General features: G+C 52.3%; 12 protein-coding genes. 7 read left to right on the top strand and 5 right to left on the bottom strand.

All coding sequences use genetic code 11. From position 1 onward, the window contains the following. Positions 1-236: 236 nt before the first annotated feature. On the top strand, positions 237-716 hold the full coding sequence (locus PsW64_RS11455) for an Lrp/AsnC family transcriptional regulator (RefSeq protein WP_063303676.1): 480 nt from the start codon (positions 237-239) through the stop codon (positions 714-716). A gap of 243 nt (positions 717-959) precedes the next feature. After that, positions 960-2081, top strand: coding sequence for a saccharopine dehydrogenase family protein (locus tag PsW64_RS11450; protein ID WP_063303675.1), 1122 nt, complete (start codon positions 960-962; stop codon positions 2079-2081). A 97-nt stretch (positions 2082-2178) separates the two neighbouring features. On the opposite strand, the gene cydC is transcribed toward PsW64_RS11450, so the two are convergent. After that, positions 2179-3918 (bottom strand): thiol reductant ABC exporter subunit CydC, encoded by a 1740-nt coding sequence (gene cydC / locus PsW64_RS11445; protein ID WP_063303674.1) that lies wholly within the window; start codon positions 3916-3918, stop codon positions 2179-2181. Continuing rightward, the gene (gene cydD, locus PsW64_RS11440) at positions 3915-5720 is read right to left on the bottom strand and encodes a thiol reductant ABC exporter subunit CydD (protein WP_063303673.1); all 1806 of its coding nucleotides are present in this window, start codon (positions 5718-5720) and stop codon (positions 3915-3917) included. The genes cydC and cydD overlap by 4 nt, the downstream gene beginning before the upstream one ends. Positions 5721-6171: 451 nt before the next feature. Between cydD and PsW64_RS11435 the strand changes: the two genes are divergently transcribed. Beyond that, entirely contained in the window at positions 6172-6672 is a 501-nt protein-coding gene (locus PsW64_RS11435; RefSeq protein WP_208980737.1) for a hypothetical protein, read from the top strand. 45 nt (positions 6673-6717) lie between these two features. Here PsW64_RS11435 and PsW64_RS11430 read toward each other — a convergent pair whose 3' ends face one another. Next, positions 6718-8217: a CoA-acylating methylmalonate-semialdehyde dehydrogenase gene (locus PsW64_RS11430; protein ID WP_057465938.1), complete on the bottom strand. Its 1500-nt coding sequence runs from the start codon at positions 8215-8217 to the stop codon at positions 6718-6720. Positions 8218-8407: 190 nt separating this feature from the next. Between PsW64_RS11430 and PsW64_RS11425 the strand changes: the two genes are divergently transcribed. Next, positions 8408-9298: a LysR family transcriptional regulator gene (locus tag PsW64_RS11425; protein ID WP_063288218.1), complete on the top strand. Its 891-nt coding sequence runs from the start codon at positions 8408-8410 to the stop codon at positions 9296-9298. Positions 9299-9410: 112 nt separating this feature from the next. Then, on the top strand, positions 9411-10250 hold the full coding sequence (locus PsW64_RS11420; protein WP_063293190.1) for a hypothetical protein: 840 nt from the start codon (positions 9411-9413) through the stop codon (positions 10248-10250). 87 nt (positions 10251-10337) lie between these two features. Here PsW64_RS11420 and PsW64_RS11415 read toward each other — a convergent pair whose 3' ends face one another. Then, a complete protein-coding gene (locus tag PsW64_RS11415) occupies positions 10338-11849 on the bottom strand; it encodes a phosphomannomutase/phosphoglucomutase (protein WP_063293191.1) in 1512 nt (503 codons plus the stop codon). 109 nt (positions 11850-11958) lie between these two features. Further along, entirely contained in the window at positions 11959-13362 is a 1404-nt protein-coding gene (locus tag PsW64_RS11410) for a mannose-1-phosphate guanylyltransferase/mannose-6-phosphate isomerase (protein ID WP_063303672.1), read from the bottom strand. Positions 13363-13598: 236 nt separating this feature from the next. Between PsW64_RS11410 and PsW64_RS11405 the strand changes: the two genes are divergently transcribed. After that, entirely contained in the window at positions 13599-14912 is a 1314-nt protein-coding gene (locus tag PsW64_RS11405; protein ID WP_063303671.1) for an acetylornithine deacetylase/succinyl-diaminopimelate desuccinylase family protein, read from the top strand. Positions 14913-14932: 20 nt separating this feature from the next. Further along, positions 14933-16444, top strand: a complete 1512-nt coding sequence (locus PsW64_RS11400; protein ID WP_063303670.1) for an ABC transporter substrate-binding protein — start codon at positions 14933-14935, stop codon at positions 16442-16444. Positions 16445-16481 lie beyond the last annotated feature (37 nt).

Genomic DNA, 16481 nt, shown 5'->3' with positions numbered 1-16481 from the left:
ACTTTGTTATAATATTACATTCGATTTGTTACTTTATAACGTCACATATTTTGGAGTGCAACGGCCTTTTTGCGATTTATGCAAGGCTGGGCAAAACTCAAAATGACGGGATAAATACCCTATTGATCTCAGCAGGTTCGCTCAGCCCTCAGCCAGTAAACTGTTAGTTTTGCCTGATCCTACTGCCAAATTAACGAGATGCCTGTTATATTGCCGCAAAATTCAAAGGACTTTCTATGGCCGAGATTAAGGATGAGCTGGACCGCAAGCTAATTGCCATCTTGCAGGGAAACGCTCGGGAACCGGTGTCTTCTATTGCACGCCGGCTGGACGTTGCCCGTTCAACAGTTCAGGAGCGCATTGCCCGGCTTGAGCGCAAAGGCATCATTATCGGCTATACGGCGATTTTGGGAGACCAAGAGGACCAGAAGCGGGTTCAGGCTCTTGTGATGCTTTCCGTTGCACAGCAACGCTCACGCGAACTGATTGCGCAGTTGGAGTCCTACCCTGAAATCCGCAGCTGTCTGACGATTTCCGGTGAATTTGACCTCTGCCTGATTGTGGAGCCTGACCGTCTGGAAGAGCTGGATGCCGTGCTCGACGAAATTGCCGCCATTCCAGGTGTTGAGCGCACGCGGTCCTCTATCGTGCTGACGAAGAAGTTTGAGAGGCAACGGCCTTTCATGCCTCAAAATACTTATAGCATTGAGAAATAACAGCTCCTGCGCATTCGTACACTTCACCTATTCGATTTAATTGGCACTCCTCGTGTGTTTTCTCAAACACGAATCGTGTGAGCGCTGCACGTAAAAGTCGTCATATTTACAATTTTAATGTCAATATGACATAGTTACCGTCATTTACACGAAATAAAGCGTCATTTCGGCAAGTTGCCCCATAAACTCCGGCAGTGTTTTCACGTAGACTTCTCGTCAATCGAAACAAGCTTGGAGGGGCTTATGAGCCGACATCATGTTGCTGTTGTGGGTGCAGGTAAGATCGGTGGGATGATCGCTGCATTGTTACAAGGTTCAGGTGATTATCAGATCAAGGTACTGGACCAGAGTGTGGAAGCGCTGAGTGCGCTGGACGTGCCGCATGTGACAACAGAAGCACTGGATGTGAGTGATCTGGGGAAACTCACAGAAGCTCTTAAAGGATGCGACGCAGTTATTTCAGCTGCACCGTTTTTCCTGACGCCGGTGATTGCGCAGGCCGCGAAAGATGCAGACTGTCATTATCTTGACCTGACCGAAGATGTGGCCAGCACTGCTGAAGTGGAGAAGATTGCAGCAGGCGCCAACAAGGCGTTTGCTCCGCAATGCGGCCTCGCACCCGGTTTTGTATCCATTGCCGGATATGATCTTGCAAAGCAGTTTGACAGTCTTGAAGACCTGCATCTGCGTGTAGGCGCCCTGCCCCGTTATCCGACCAACAAGCTCAAATACAATCTGACATGGTCCACCGATGGCCTGATCAACGAGTACTGCAATCCATGCCTTGCCATCGAGAACGGCGAGTTGACCAAGGTGCCAGCTTTGGCCGGTCTGCAGCATTTCTCTCTGGATGGCGTTGATTATGAAGCTTTCAACACCTCTGGTGGCTTAGGCTCTCTTTCTGAGACGCTAAAGGACAAGGTGCAGAGCCTTCGTTATCTCTCCATCCGTTATCCGGGGCACCGGGACATCATGGAGCTGCTGCTGAAGGATTTGGGCTTCATCAACAAGCGTGATTTGCTGAAAGAGGTGATGGAAGATTCCATTCCGGTCACCATGCAGGACCGCGTGCTCATCTTCATCACCGCCACAGGCATGAAAGATGGTCGGTTCCAGCAGAAGTCCTACTCTCACGTGGTCAATGACCGTGAGATCATGGGCAAACATTGGAGCGGTATTCAGATCACAACGGCAGCCAGCATCTGTGCCACGCTGGATCTGCTCATGGATGGTAGTTTGAACGCCAAAGGCTTTGTGAAGCAGGAAAGCATCAACCTGGATGACTTCCTCTCCAATCGCTTCGGCGGCCTTTACAACAACGGTGGTTCTGATCACGAAACACCGGGGTGTCAGATCGCAGCTTGATGCTGTTTATCTGATCCGTTTTGTGATCATTGAGAGAACAAAAAAGCGCAGCTTCGTTTCTGAGGCTGCGCTTTTCTTTTAAACTCGGTTTCCCGGATCAATCGTCGCGAAGGCGACCTTTGATCTCCTCAGACAATGGCAGGGTGACTTCCCCCAGCTTGCCGTCTTCAAGCACCAGAACCCGGTCAGCACCTTCCAGCTCGCTGGCGCGGTGGGAGACCATGAGGACTGTTTTACCTTTGGTCATGGCGCGGAAGGATGCGAGTACTTTGTCTGCAGTTGCGTGGTCCAGTCCTTCCGTCAGCTCATCCGCAATCCAGATTTCCGGATTACGCAAGTAGGCACGGGCCAATGCCAGACGACGACCTTCACCACCAGACAGACCCAGACCACCTTCGCCCAGACGGGTTTCCAGTTTTTCCTGTCTGCCTTCGACAAGCTCCTTCAAACCAGCGTGGGCCAGTGCTTCCCAAAGCTCTGCGTCGGTTGCATCTTCACGGGCAACGCGCAGGTTCTCTGCGATGGTGCTGTGGAAGATCTGCGTGCGTTGACCGACAACTGTCAGAGCAGCACGCAATTTATCTTCTGCCATACCGTTCAGCTCGACGCCGCCAATCTGGATTGCACCAGATTGCGGAGTTTGCAGGCGTGCAACAATAGCTGCGAGCGTAGACTTACCAGCACCACTTGGACCGATCACGACTGTACGGCTGCCAGTTGGCAGAGCGAGGTCTACACCGTCCAAAATAGCAGCTGCCTTTGGTGTGTAGGCGAAGTGGATGTCTTTCAGGTTCAACGCATCTTTGCCAACCTCAAAAGAGGGCATTTCAGAATTGCTGCGGGCGTTCTGAAGTGCTTCGCTGTCCTGCCCTACTGTGAGCAGGGAGCGGACGCGATCAGCTGCACCAGACATCTTGCTCCAGCTGCCTGCGCTGTTGGCGAGGGAGATGAGCAGTTCTGGTAGAGCAAGAGCTACAAACGCGAACAGAGCTATATGCTTCAGTTCCATCTGGCCTTGCTGATAGGAATAAGCGGCGAACAGGAACGTGACAGCGACCATCACCTGGCTCATGGTGCTCACCACAGCCTGATTTCGCATGTCTGTCAGTTCGTTCTGCTCTTGCACATCATCCAGCTGGTTCACTGCTTTGAGTGCAGCAACACGTTGTTGTTCAAGACCGCCGAAGACGGAAAGGTCACGACGTCCCCGTACCAGATCCGACACACGAACGCGCAGAGCGTCACGGGCTGCATTGAGCTTGCGTGCCTGTGCCTTTTGGCGATGACCACCAGATTTTGCCAGAACAGTGAGGCCTGCTGCCTGAACAGCGCCCAGAGCAATGGATGCCATTGGGGAGTACTGCCAGAGGATAACCAGTGTCAGGCCAGTGATGATGGTTGCTGAGGCAAGAGGCACAACGAGACGCAGGAACAAGCCATCAAGCTGGTCCACATCACTCACCACGCGAGAGAGCGCTGTTGCGGAGCGTTGGCTCAGTGTGCCGTTGCTTTCGCGGGCGACAAGACCACGGAACACGCCGGAACGCAGGTTGGCCAGAAAGCGGAAGGTCGCATCGTGTGTGATCACGCGCTCGATGTATCTACCGAAGATACGCATGGAGGCATAAAGACGAATGCTGCTTGCCGCTGAAGATGTGTTGAATGCAATCGCGCCTGCAGACAGGCCAGCGATTGCTGTTGCGGTGATGAAGTAACCAGAGACGGCGAGCAAGGCAATGCCAGCAGCGGCTGGTAGGAATGCCAAAAATAAGCCGCCCCAGAATGCGAGCGGCTCTTCTTTTTGCAAAAGCCAGATGATGCGAAGGGACGATCTCATTGTTCTTCTCCTTCACGTTCATTCAGCTCAACCAGCACACCTTCTTTCAGGGTCAACACGCGGTCGGCTGAGCCGACAACGCGCGGATCGTGAGTTGCGACCAGAACTGGCTTGTTGTGTGCCAGCTTTTTAAGAGCCGCAACAACCTTTTGTGCGGTTGCACCATCGAGATCTGCAGTTGGTTCATCTGCAATGATCAGTCTTGCGTCCTCACGCAGGGCAGCACGCGCCAATGCAAAGCGGCGACGCTCCCCTAATGACAAGCCCTTGCCGTCTTCACCAATCTGGCCTGAGAGACCTCCCGGGATTTTGGCGAGCAACTCATCAACGGCAGCAAGCTTCAAAGCTTGTGTGAGTGTCGCATCGTCTGCTGACTGATCAGCGCGGCGCAGGTTTGCCCGTAACGTGCCGTGGAACAGTTCAGGATTTTGCGAAAGGACGGAGATAGACTGCTGCCAGTTGGTCAAGCCGTATGAGGTGAGTGGCAGTCCGCCATAAGCAATCTGGCCCTGATCAGCTGGCAAGAAGCCGAGAATGCAATCCATCAGGGTTGATTTACCGGTCCCACTCGGGCCTTTGACAACGACCAGTTCCGGTTCACCCAGAGACAAGTTGACGTCAGCGAGGATCTTGCGGTGACCGCGGGAAACACTCAGGTTTCGGATCGTCAGTGCACCGGTTGCAGGCAGTGGCACAACATCAAGCCCGGTCCCGATGATATCTGCCTGGCCGTCGTCCTCCAGCTGTTTTTGCAACTCAACGATATGATCTGCTGCCGCAATGCCTGCGGCGCGATCATGATAAGCTGCCGCAAAAGCGCGAAGTGGTGCAAAATATTCAGGAACGATCATCAGAACGAACAGGCCACCGGCCAGTGTGAGCGGTGAGCCATATGTGCCGAAGCTCCAGTCTCCAAGGAGAGAGAAGCCGACATAGATTGCGGTGATGGCGATTGCGGCGGCACTGAACAGTTCCAGCGCAGTGCTGGAGAGGAATGCAATACGCAATACACGCATAGTGGATGTGCGGAAGTCACCGCCCAGTTTGCGGATATCGTCCTCAGAGCGTTTCACCGCACCAAACAGACGCAGGGTTTCCATGCCTCTGAGGCGGTCCAGCAGCAGCCCGCCCATATCGGCAAGAACACCGAGCTGACGGTCGCTGGCTTTCTTGGCGCGGATACCAACGATTGCCATGAAGACCGGCACCAGCGGGCCAAAGATCAGCAGACACAGCGCTGCGAACCAACTGACATAGGCGACAGACGCAATCAAGACGAGAGGGACGAGTGAAAGGCGCGCTTGAATTGGGAGAAAACGGCCAAGATAAGGGCCGATTGCCTGAATGTGCTCCACTGCGATGGACGCGATTTTACCACTTGCAGGCAGTTCGGTTGCCGGTGACAGGTTGGTCAGATTGCTCAGCAGACTGGTTTCCAGTCTGTGGCGCGCCTTTGAGGCTGCGCGAACTGCGATCTCACCGCCCCTGATGCGCAGAAAATGGCGGATCACGGCTAAGATAAGTATAGAGGCTGTTGCATAGAATGGATCAAGGCCCGGTCCGTGTGGATCGATCAGGCCAGCGATTGCCAATGCCAATAATGCTGCCTGCGGAATCCAAAGGAGTTCCGAGAGGCCTTGTAACATTGCACCGCGTTTCACCAGTTTCATTTCCGGGCGAACCGCATCCTGCAGCCAAACCTGACCCGCGGATTTTTTGCGTCCACGTTTCTTGGCGGAGGCATTTGCCTCCGCAACGTCTGCATCAGATAGCTCTGTTACGTTTGCTAGGTTTTCAGTCATTCCGCTTGTCCGGTTCCCTCTTCGCCGGGGCATCTGCCTGTAATTCATAAAGACAATTTCCGAAAAAACTCTTCAATTGCCTAGACTTGCTTGCGCAATGGAATCGACCCGTCCGGTCTGTGATTGCAACACGCTCGTTAGAATTACTCCAGTTTTTTAATAAATCGCAACAAACTCAGAGGCGAAGACCCCCCAATTTGTATGGGACATAAGCGCACAGGTGCGCATATTGAGAGATCATAGGTGCCCCGCAGAGCGTTGCTTCGCCGAGGTTTACGGGGTTTTACCGAAGAGCTGCCACGATAAAAATCAAAATGGCTCATGGATCCCCGAGTTTTCGGGAATATTAACTGCTTTCCGCTAGGGTCCCCGAGTTCTCTTATAGCTCTCAGCCTACATCGAACTAACGAGTTGATATTGCTGAATAACAACAAAAAGGAGAGAACCTGCCATGTTTTGCTCTTTTCGCCGCCTGTGTCTGGCGGCAATTTGGGGCCTGGGCCTTGCCTCCTCATCCTTTGCCTCTGAAAAAGCCGGATTTACTGCAGAACGGGATGATGTGATTCCGCCATTGGACATTTTCAAGACGATGGCAAGTGATCTGGAGCCTGAGGGCTGGATCACCTTCCAGACTCTGGACAACAAGCAGATCATCAACTTTGCCCCCATCATGTCACTGCGCTGCAGGCTGAAAGAAATTAAGTATTCGATTGACTCCAAGGATCTGGATAAGAGCTTTCCTATTCCTGATTGCGATCCTGAATACCCCTTCCGCGTAGAAGCACAGAGCATTCATAAGCCGTACGTCATGGAGTTCCCTGGTGGGACAGTGCAAGCCCTTGCAGTGCAACTGACGTGGGATGACGGAAGCACCAGCAACACTGTCTATTATGAACCCTGCCGCGCGGTTGGTGCCGCACCTTGCGCCTATCCTCTTGGTAGCAACGAATAAAAAAGGCGCTCCAAAGAGCGCCTTTCAAACTGTCAATCCGAAGGTTTAGCCCATTGTTGGGATAGAGAATTCTGCACCTTCCTTCACACCTGAAGGCCAGCGGGATGTCACTGTCTTGGTGCGGGTGTAGAACTTGAAGCCATCTGGGCCGTGCTGGTTCAGATCGCCAAAGCCAGAACGCTTCCAGCCACCAAAGGTGTGGTATGCGAGCGGCACAGGAATTGGAACGTTGATGCCGACCATGCCGATGTTGATGCGGCTTGCAAAGTCACGTGCAGTGTCACCATCACGGGTGTAGATTGCAGTGCCGTTGCCGTACTCATGATCCATTGGTAGGCTCAGAGCTTCTTCATAGGTTTCTGCACGTACAACAGTCAGAACCGGACCAAAGATTTCTTCTTTGTAGATGTCCATGTCTTTGGTTGCGTTGTCGAACAGGCAAGGGCCAACGAAGTTACCGTTTTCATAGCCCTGCAGTTTGAAGTCACGTCCGTCAACAACAAGCTTTGCACCCTGCTCAACACCGGAGTTCACCAGACCGAGGATACGCTCACGTGCCTGTGGGGTGATGACCGGACCGAAGTCAACGTCGTCGCCTGCAGTGTAAGGGCCAACTTTGAGAGCTTCAACGCGTGGGATGAGTTTCTCGATGAGGCGGTCTGCAGTTTCCTGACCAACAGGAACAGCAACGGAGATCGCCATGCAGCGTTCGCCAGCAGCACCGAAGCCTGCGCCAACCAGAGCGTCAGCAGCCTGATCCAGATCAGCATCCGGCATGATGAGCATGTGGTTTTTCGCGCCGCCGAAGCACTGAACGCGCTTACCGGAAGCTGTACCACGGGTGTAAACGTACTCAGCAATCGCGGTGGAACCAACGAAGCCAACAGCCTGAATGATTGGATCATCAAGGATTGCGTCTACGGATTCTTTGTCACCGTTCACGACGTTCAAAACGCCGTCTGGCAGGCCAGCTTCCTGCATCAGCTCAGCCAGCATCATTGGCACTGACGGGTTGCGCTCGGATGGCTTGAGGATGAAGGAGTTACCAGCTGCGATCGCAACACAGAACTTCCACATCGGGATCATTGCCGGGAAGTTGAATGGCGTGATGCCAGCAACAACGCCCAGTGGCTGACGCATGGAGTACATGTCGATGCCAGGACCTGCGCCCTCGGTGAACTCACCCTTCATCATGTGTGGTGCGCCGATGCAGAATTCTGCAACTTCCAGACCACGGATCACGTCGCCTTTAGCGTCCGGGTGTGTTTTACCGTGCTCAGCAGACAGCTTGGATGCCAGCTTGTCCATGTCGCGGTGAAGCAAAGTCACGAACTTCATCATTACGCGAGCGCGGCGCTGTGGGTTGGTTGCAGCCCATGCTGGCTGCGCTTTTTCAGCGACGGCGACAGCTTCCTGCATTTCTGCTGCAGTTGCCAAAGCAACCTTTGCAGTTACTTCACCGGTTGCAGGGTTGAAAACGTCTGCAGTGCGGCCGGACTTGCCAGCAACGCGCTTACCATTGATAAAATGACCGATCTCTTCCATGAGGTCCTCCCTCTCCAGGTCTATTCTTGCGGCCCGCAAACACATGCGTTTTACAGGTCTGCGAGCGAATTTCTTTATGCCCCTAGCATGAACTATATTTTTCGCATATCAATGAGATAATATCCGAAACCGTTGTGCAAAAATTAAAGTACGATCCGTGCAGCATGTGGACTGGGAGCTATCAAAAATCATGAACTGGGATGATGCAAGAGTGTTTCTTGCTGTGGCGCGCTCCGGACAGATTTTGGGCGCTGCACAGCGGCTTGGCCTCAACCATGCAACGGTTGCCCGCCGCCTTTCCGCGCTTGAAACTGCTCTGCAGGCCAAGCTCATTGATCGGCGCACCACGGGGTGTGCGCTGACCAGCGAAGGTGAGCGGTTCTTTGAGTTTGCTGAATCGATGGAAACGGAGATGCTTTCCGCCCGCGCCGAGATCGGTGGGACGGATGTGGAGCTTTCCGGTGCTGTGCGCATTGGTGCACCCGATGGCTTCGGGGTGGCTTTTCTGGCGCCGCGTCTGGGTGCACTGAATGAGCGCTATCCTGACCTTACGCTCCAGTTGGTGCCGCTGCACCGGGCTTTCTCTCTTTCCAAGCGCGAAGCTGATCTGGCAGTTACGGTTGGCCAACCTGAACACGGACGTCTGGTGAGCCGCAAGTTGACTGACTACTCATTGGGTCTTTATGCATCTCGCGCTTATGCCGAACGCTACGGGCTGCCGGAGAACGAGGAAGAGCTGAAAGAACATCGCCTGATTGGCTATGTGGACGATTTGATCTTTGCCTCTTCGCTCAACTACTCCGCAGAATTTTCCAAGGACTGGCAGTCTCGCCTGGAATGTGCCAGTGCACTTGGCCAGACTGAAGCAGTACGAGCTGGTAGCGGGATCGGAATCCTTCACGGATTCATTGCAGATGGCAATGATGATTTCGTTCCAGTGCTTCCCAAACGTCGTATTTCGCGCAGCTATTACCTTGTCACCCATGAAAGCGCACGGCACCTGCGCCGTATTAAAGCGGTTTCTGATTTCATTGGTGACTTGGTAAAGCAGGAGAAAGATCTCTTTAGAAATCATCTGTAACGCTTTGATTTGGAATCCGAATTAAGCCTTTAAAATTATAAATTGTCATTTTTGATAATTTATAATATACAGTGCGGATCACTTCCCGACTGTAACTTGAAGGCAAAATGAGATGATTGGTAAGCTTGCGGAGTTCGTTGGCGTTCCTATGATTGTTGTCGCGATTGTCGCGACCCTGCTTTACTTTGATTTTGGCGGATCCCTCACACAGGAAAGCCATGCAGCTGATGGCAAAGGTCAGCAGGTTCTCCTAGATACTCTTGCACCGGATATCCCTTCCCTGCCTGTGATCAAGATTGAATTTCCGAATCTTTACAAGGACCTGCAGAGCCAGATTGAGAAAGAGATTCAATCAGGGGCAGATGAGCGCGGGCTGGCTAAGCGTCTGCATGACTTGCTTTACCGCGCACTTCAGGTTTATCGCCCACTGCTAAAATATGCTGATGACGATAAGATCATCACCGTCCTCAAGGCCAAACGTGCTCTCACCTTAAAACTGAAGAAAAGCAAAGGTGAGCTGGTTTGTGCTCAGTTTTTTTCCGGTTCCACTGGTGCGTTTCTGGACAGCTACGCCGTGGTGGAGAGCGAAAGTACGCAGGAAGGGCTCGCGCTGTTCCAGTTGCTCGCGGATGCTCAGGTTAAAGCCAAGGACGATGGGCTCGTGATCCATTACACCGCTGAGCCTGCGCAGAAGAAAGTGCGTGTGATTGGCAAGCCTGCGGATAAGCCGACTGATGCAGATTTGTATCTGCCTGCGAACCCGGCATTTGATACGCTGATGAAGGTGTATCCAATGGATTCCCTAAGCCGCATTTTCGCTGCTGATCCAACCGATAAACAGCTGTGTGATAGTGAGGTCCGCCTTTACGATGCTCTTGTTGGCCTACCCGCACCACATGGCCCTGCAATGCGCAAATACATCGTGGACCTGCTCCACTTCGCTGGTTACTAACCTGCCCAAGGTAAGCAGAGCGCCTAAAGCAAAAAACGCCGCCCCATACAGGTCGGCGTTTTTTAGTCTGTTTTTTAAGGTGGTATCTTAAGCGAGTTCTGCCAGTGTCTGGTTGTAGTCACCAACCTCTGGGTTCTCGCGAAGAACTGCATCCATTGCTTTGAACATCTCGTGCAGGCGCACTTCTGAGACCGGGCTTTCAACAACAACAACCAGTTCTGGTTTGTTGGAGGATGCACGGACAAGGCCCCATGTTCCATCTTCACACACAACACGGACACCATTCACGGTGATCAGATCAGCTATATCCTGACCAGATACCTTCGCGCCGTCAGCATGCATGGATTTGAAGCGCGCAACCACACGATCAACTACATCGTACTTGATCTCGTCCGCGCATTTGGCGGCCATGGTTGGGGAGCCCCAGGTCTTTGGCAGATCACGGCGCAGGTCAGCCATGCTCTTATCCGGATTGCGGTCCATCATATCCAGAATGGCAATCGCAGAGACAACACCGTCATCATATCCACGACCGATTGGCGGATTGAAGAAGTAGTGGCCGGACTTTTCAAAACCAGCAACAGCACCAAGCTCAGTTACACGGCGTTTGATGTAGGAGTGGCCTGTTTTGAAGTAATCAGTCTTTGCACCATTGGCCTTGAGGACCGGATCGGTGTGGTACAGGCCGGTTGATTTTACATCAACCACAAATTGGCTTTCCGGATGAAGAGCGGAGATATCGCGAGCCAGCATGACGCCGACTTTATCAGCGAAGATCTCTTCGCCTTCGTTGTCGACCACACCACAGCGGTCACCATCACCATCAAAACCCAGACCGACTTCAGCACCGGTTTCCAGCACTTTGTCACGGATCGCATGAAGCATCTTCATGTCTTCCGGGTTCGGGTTGTAGTTCGGGAAGGTATGATCCAACTCGCAATCCAGCGGAATAACATCTACGCCCAGCGCTTCGAGAATACGCGGAGCAAACGCACCTGCGGTGCCGTTGCCACATGCGACGACAGCTTTGATTGGACGCTTGAACTTTTCGCGTTCTGTGAGGTCTGCGATGTAGCGATCGGTCAAATCAGGATGGTATTCGTAAGCTCCGCCACCGCGTAGGTCACTGGCCCCTTCCAACACAATCTCTTTCAGGCGGCCCATTTCTTCCGGACCAAACGTCAGTGGACGGTTTGCACCCATCTTCACACCAGTCCAGCCGTTGTCGTTGTGAGACGCGGTGACCATGGCAACGCATGGGACATCCAGATCGAACTGCGCGTAATAGGCCATTGGAGACATGGCGAGGCCGATGTCGTGCACTTTGATGCCTGCAGACATCAGGCCGGTGATCAGTGCCATCTTGATGGATGCGGAGTAGCCGCGGAAGTCGTGACCAGTAACGATCTCAGGACGTACGCCAAGTTCATGAATGAGGGTTCCAAGTCCCTCGCCCAGCGCCTGAATGCCCTTCAGGTTGATCTCTTTTTCAAAGAGCCAGCGTGCATCGTACTCGCGAAAACCGGTCGGCTTGACCAACGGTGTCGTTTCATAGGCCAAGGTGTTTGGCGTTAGCTGTGAAACCGGCTTAACTGACATAATTTCTCCTAGACAAGCTTCAGGTCACTGGTAATGCAGAGACGTGACGCTTTTATCAAACTCCGTTTGGTTGTGAGACGTTTCTCACCCAACGGTTTTCAAATTCACGTTATACTCGCAGGATATCATCCTCGGCGATGTATGCGCCGGACTGGACTTCGATCATGCGAACCGGGATTTTTCCCGGGTTTTGTAGCTTGTGCCTTGCGCCAAGCGGGACAAACACGGACTGATTTTCTGAAATCAGCTCATCTTTTCCATCAATGGTCACTTCCAGCGTGCCACTTACAACAACCCAGTGCTCTGCACGGTGGATGTGGCGCTGCAAGGTCAGGCCTTTGCCGGGCTCAATCATCATGGACTGGACGCGGAAGCGCTCACCTTCAGAGATGCGCTCGCTCCAGCCCCATGGACGGTACACGCGGCGGTGCTGTACGGTTTCCGGCCTATTGGCCTTGTCCAGCTGTTCCACCACCTTCTTCACGTCCTGCGCCTTATCTTTTGCGGCAACCAGAAGCGCATCCTTGGTGTTGACGACCACTACGTCTTCAAGCCCGACAACACTGACGAGGGCATCTTCAGAATAAACGAGGCAATTTTTGGACTGTTCGAAGATCGCTTCGCCCAAAGCGGAGTTACCCTCATCATTCTTCGCCATAGACTCCCAAATAGCAGGCCATGATCCAAGATCGCTCCACCCCGGATCAGTTGGAACGCAGGCGACGTTCTCTTCATTTTCCATAATCGCATAGTCGAAGGAGATGTTGCGCACCTGAGCGAAGGCTTCTTCTTCAAGCCGCAGGAAATCCAGATCGCGTCGTGCGTTATTGGAGGCCTTAGCAACTTGCTCCCAGATGTCAGGCGCGTGTTTTAAGAAGGCGTCGCGCATGGCAGCTGCGGAGTACATGAAGATGCCAGCATTCCAAAGGTAGTTGCCGTCCTTGAGGAACTCTTCAGCCGTTGCCAGATCAGGTTTCTCGACAAAGGCATCAACTTTGCGGACGGAAGCGCCGCCTTCACAGAGTTTTATATAGCCGTATCCGGTGTTGGGTTCACTTGGCTCAATACCAAATGTGACGATCTGACCAGCTTCAGCAGCTGCATGAGCGGCATCGACAGCACACAAGAACTCCTTATCATCAGCGACCAGATGGTCTGATGGTAACAGGAGGACAATTGCGTTTTTATCTGTTTCAAGCGCCATGAGTGCAGCAAGAGCAGCGGGAGCAGCGGTGTTTCGTCCGCATGGCTCCAATACTATAGCTTGTGGCTCTATCCCAAGTTCGGCCATTTGCTCACCGATCAGGAAGCGATGGTCTTGATTTGAGATAACCAGCGGTGCACGGAACTGCTGAGAGCTGACACGCTCACATGTCTTTTGAAAGAGACTTTGACCTGAAAAGATTGGCAAGAATTGTTTTGGCCTTTCTCTACGGGACAGAGGCCAGAGGCGAGATCCAAACCCACCCGACAGAATCACAGGTGTGATTTTGCTTATGCTATTGCCAGTCATATTTTCAGGATCACTTTCAAACAAACGAATAGACTATTCGTAAACTTAGATGCTGTAGCCCAAAACCCTCAAAACACGTGGAGTTTCAGTGTTCCACACATTCTCTCGAAAATAATTAAGGCTTTTTACCAGTCTGCGTGCTCCGAGATACTCCATTATTTTTCAGGGGTATTCAGTCGATTTGGGAACGGTCACGATATCACTTAATTCATTTAAGCATTTGTTCTGGGGGGAAGATGCGGGAGGAATTAAGCCAATCCGTTGAGCGGAAAGTGGATGAGCTTGTTGCGCTCACTCGTGACCTGATAGCTTTTCCGACAATCAACCCTCCCGGAGAAGCTTATCGTCCCTGTGCAGAGTTCATCGGCGAGCGCTTGAAGCGTAAAGGCTTTGCCGTCGAGTATGTCAGAGGAGAGAGCACCCCCGGAGACTCTGACCGTTACCCGCGTATCAATGTCATTTGTCGCTATGAAGGTCGCGGTCCCGGTCCTTGTGTCCACTTCAACTCCCATATTGATGTTGTCGAGGTGGGATATGGCTGGACGGTTGATCCCTTTGCTGGCGTGGTAAAGGACGGAAAGGTCTTTGGGCGCGGTGCCTGTGATATGAAAGGTGGGATGGCTTCTTCCATAATCGCGGCAGAGAGTCTGATTGAATGTTTCCCAGAGTTTTGTGGTGCCATCGAGATATCAGGAACGGTTGATGAGGAATCCGGCGGCCTTGGCGGTGTGGCTTATCTTGCCAGACATGGCTACTTTTCCAAACCACGTGTCGACCATGTGATCATCCCCGAACCTTTGCACAAGGATCAGGTTTGTCTTGGGCACCGAGGGGTGTGGTGGAGTGAAATTGAGACGCGTGGTTCGATTGCTCACGGCTCAATGCCGTTTTTGGGTGACAGCGCAATTCGTCACATGAGTGCTTTCCTGAATGTGCTGGAAAACGAGCTTTACCCTGCGCTCAGCAAAAAACAAACACAAATGCCGGTTATTCCTAGAGGCGCCCGATCATCCACGTTAAATATCAATTCCTTACATGGCGGGCAGGATGAAGGATACGATGGTCTTCCCTCCCCTTGCGTTGCAGATAGTTGCCGCATCATACTGGATCGTCGATTCCTGATTGAGGAGCCTCTGGAGGATGTAAAACAAGAGATAGTTGAAATATTAGAAAATCTGCGTAAAACACGTAGAAATTTCGAATATGAACTTAAGGATCTCCTTGAAGTTCTCCCCGTGATGGCAGAGAAGGACTCCCCAGTCGCTCGCGCTGTTGCAGGCGGAATTAAAGACGTGCTTCAAAAGGATGCATCATATGTTGTCTCTCCGGGGACTTATGATCAGAAGCACATAACACGATTGGGCCACTTGCACGATTGTATTGCGTATGGTCCAGGCAAACTTGAGATGGCGCATAGGCCGGACGAATTTGTTGGAATTGAGGATCTCGTTGACAGCGCCAAAGTGATGGCGCTGGCCGCGTACTCTCTTTTGACGGAGCCTGATGCAAGACCAATAACAAGAACACTGTCTGATCACGTGCACTCTTAAAGTATAAGGGACGGAATGGAATGCATGCAAAGTCATTAAAAAGCCGGCTGCTTTGCCTTGCCGGAGGCGCGGCCCTCGTCCTTGCTGCACTAACAGGTGCGCACGGTTCTGCTGAAGCCAAATCTTCCCTGTCTTTGGGAATGGTACTCGAACCACCGCATCTTGATGCAACTGCAGGGGCTGCAGCTGCTATCGATGAAGTGGTCTATCAAAACGTTTTTCAAGGCCTGACACGTATCGGGCCAGACGGAAGTGTTCTGCCCTCTCTCGCCAAATCGTGGGATGTGAGCGAAGACGGCATGACCTATCGCTTCCATTTGCAGACGGGTGTCCTCTTTCATGATGGAACGCCGTTTTCTGCTGATGACGTAAAGTTTTCCTTGGATCGTGCACGCGCTGAAGGCAGCGTAAATGCACAGAAGCCGCTCTTTGCAGCGATCTCTGATGTGGTTGTCGTAGATCCGCAAACCGTTGACATCAAGCTCACTACGCCAAGCGGCAATCTTGCTTACAATCTGGCTTGGGCCGATGCGGTAATTGTATCTCCTAAAACGGCTGAGACGAACAAGACGCAGCCTGTGGGCACCGGACCGTTCAAGTTTGACCGTTGGATGAAGGGGCAGGAAATTCGGATTTCCCGTTTCGACCAGTATTGGGGTGAACAACCGAAGCTGGAAAAAGCCTCTTTCCGTTTCATCTCTGATCCTAATGCCGCCTTTGCTGCAATGATCTCTGGCGATCTGGATGCGTTCCCGACATTTTCCGCTCCAGAAACCATTATTCAGTTTCAAGCGGACCCACGCTTTGAAGTTGCTATTGGCACGACTGAGGGTGAAACCATCCTTGCGATGAACAACACTCACGGCCCGCTCATGAACAAGCTCGTGCGTCAGGCAATATCGCATGCGGTCAATAAGCAAGCCCTGATTGACGGTGCTATGTTTGGACTTGGTACGCCAATTGGAACGCACTTTGCTCCGCATCATCCCGCTTATAATGATCTGACGGGGCTTTACCCTTACGATCCGGCAAAAGCGAAAGAACTTCTTGCCAAAGCTGGGTATCCAGATGGCTTCAGCGCAACGCTGAAACTGCCACCACCGACCTATGCCCGTCGTGGTGGTGAGCTGATTGCCTCCGATCTGAAGAAGATCGGCATTGATTTGAAGATCGTACCTGTTGAATGGGCGCAGTGGCTTTCCGAGGTCTTCAAGGAAACCAATTACGATTTCACGATCGTTTCTCATGTTGAGCCGATGGATATTGGTATCTATGCGCGCGATAAGTACTACTTCAACTACAACAGTGATGCTTTCAAACAACTGATTGAAGAGCTGAATGTGACTGTTGACGAAGAGAAGCGGTATGAGCTTTTGAAGCAGGCACAGCAAGTCATCTCCGAGGATGCAGTGAACGTCTACCTGTTCCAGTTGGCGAAATCTGCTGTGTGGAATGCCAATGTGAAGGGGCTTTGGCGAAACTCCCCGACACCGGCTAACGACCTATCACAAGTCTATTGGGCGAATAACTAAAAACACCTAGCAAATACACGTAGATATTTGCACAGGA

This window comes from Pseudovibrio sp. W64 (genome assembly GCF_001623145.1).
In the GTDB taxonomy this organism is placed as follows: Bacteria; Pseudomonadota; Alphaproteobacteria; order Rhizobiales; family Stappiaceae; genus Pseudovibrio.
This window is presented reverse-complemented; position numbering and strand designations above follow the sequence as displayed.

Coding starts and splice junctions, on each gene's coding strand:
- PsW64_RS11435 (WP_208980737.1), top strand. CDS start 6,172: ATGTTTTGCTCTTTTCGCCGCCTGTGTCTGGCGGCAATTTGGGGCCTG.
- cydC (WP_063303674.1), bottom strand. CDS start 3,918: ATGAGATCGTCCCTTCGCATCATCTGGCTTTTGCAAAAAGAAGAGCCG.
- cydD (WP_063303673.1), bottom strand. CDS start 5,720: ATGACTGAAAACCTAGCAAACGTAACAGAGCTATCTGATGCAGACGTT.
- PsW64_RS11415 (WP_063293191.1), bottom strand. CDS start 11,849: ATGTCAGTTAAGCCGGTTTCACAGCTAACGCCAAACACCTTGGCCTAT.
- PsW64_RS11450 (WP_063303675.1), top strand. CDS start 960: ATGAGCCGACATCATGTTGCTGTTGTGGGTGCAGGTAAGATCGGTGGG.
- PsW64_RS11405 (WP_063303671.1), top strand. CDS start 13,599: ATGCGGGAGGAATTAAGCCAATCCGTTGAGCGGAAAGTGGATGAGCTT.
- PsW64_RS11420 (WP_063293190.1), top strand. CDS start 9,411: ATGATTGGTAAGCTTGCGGAGTTCGTTGGCGTTCCTATGATTGTTGTC.
- PsW64_RS11430 (WP_057465938.1), bottom strand. CDS start 8,217: ATGGAAGAGATCGGTCATTTTATCAATGGTAAGCGCGTTGCTGGCAAG.
- PsW64_RS11425 (WP_063288218.1), top strand. CDS start 8,408: ATGAACTGGGATGATGCAAGAGTGTTTCTTGCTGTGGCGCGCTCCGGA.
- PsW64_RS11455 (WP_063303676.1), top strand. CDS start 237: ATGGCCGAGATTAAGGATGAGCTGGACCGCAAGCTAATTGCCATCTTG.
- PsW64_RS11410 (WP_063303672.1), bottom strand. CDS start 13,362: ATGACTGGCAATAGCATAAGCAAAATCACACCTGTGATTCTGTCGGGT.
- PsW64_RS11400 (WP_063303670.1), top strand. CDS start 14,933: ATGCATGCAAAGTCATTAAAAAGCCGGCTGCTTTGCCTTGCCGGAGGC.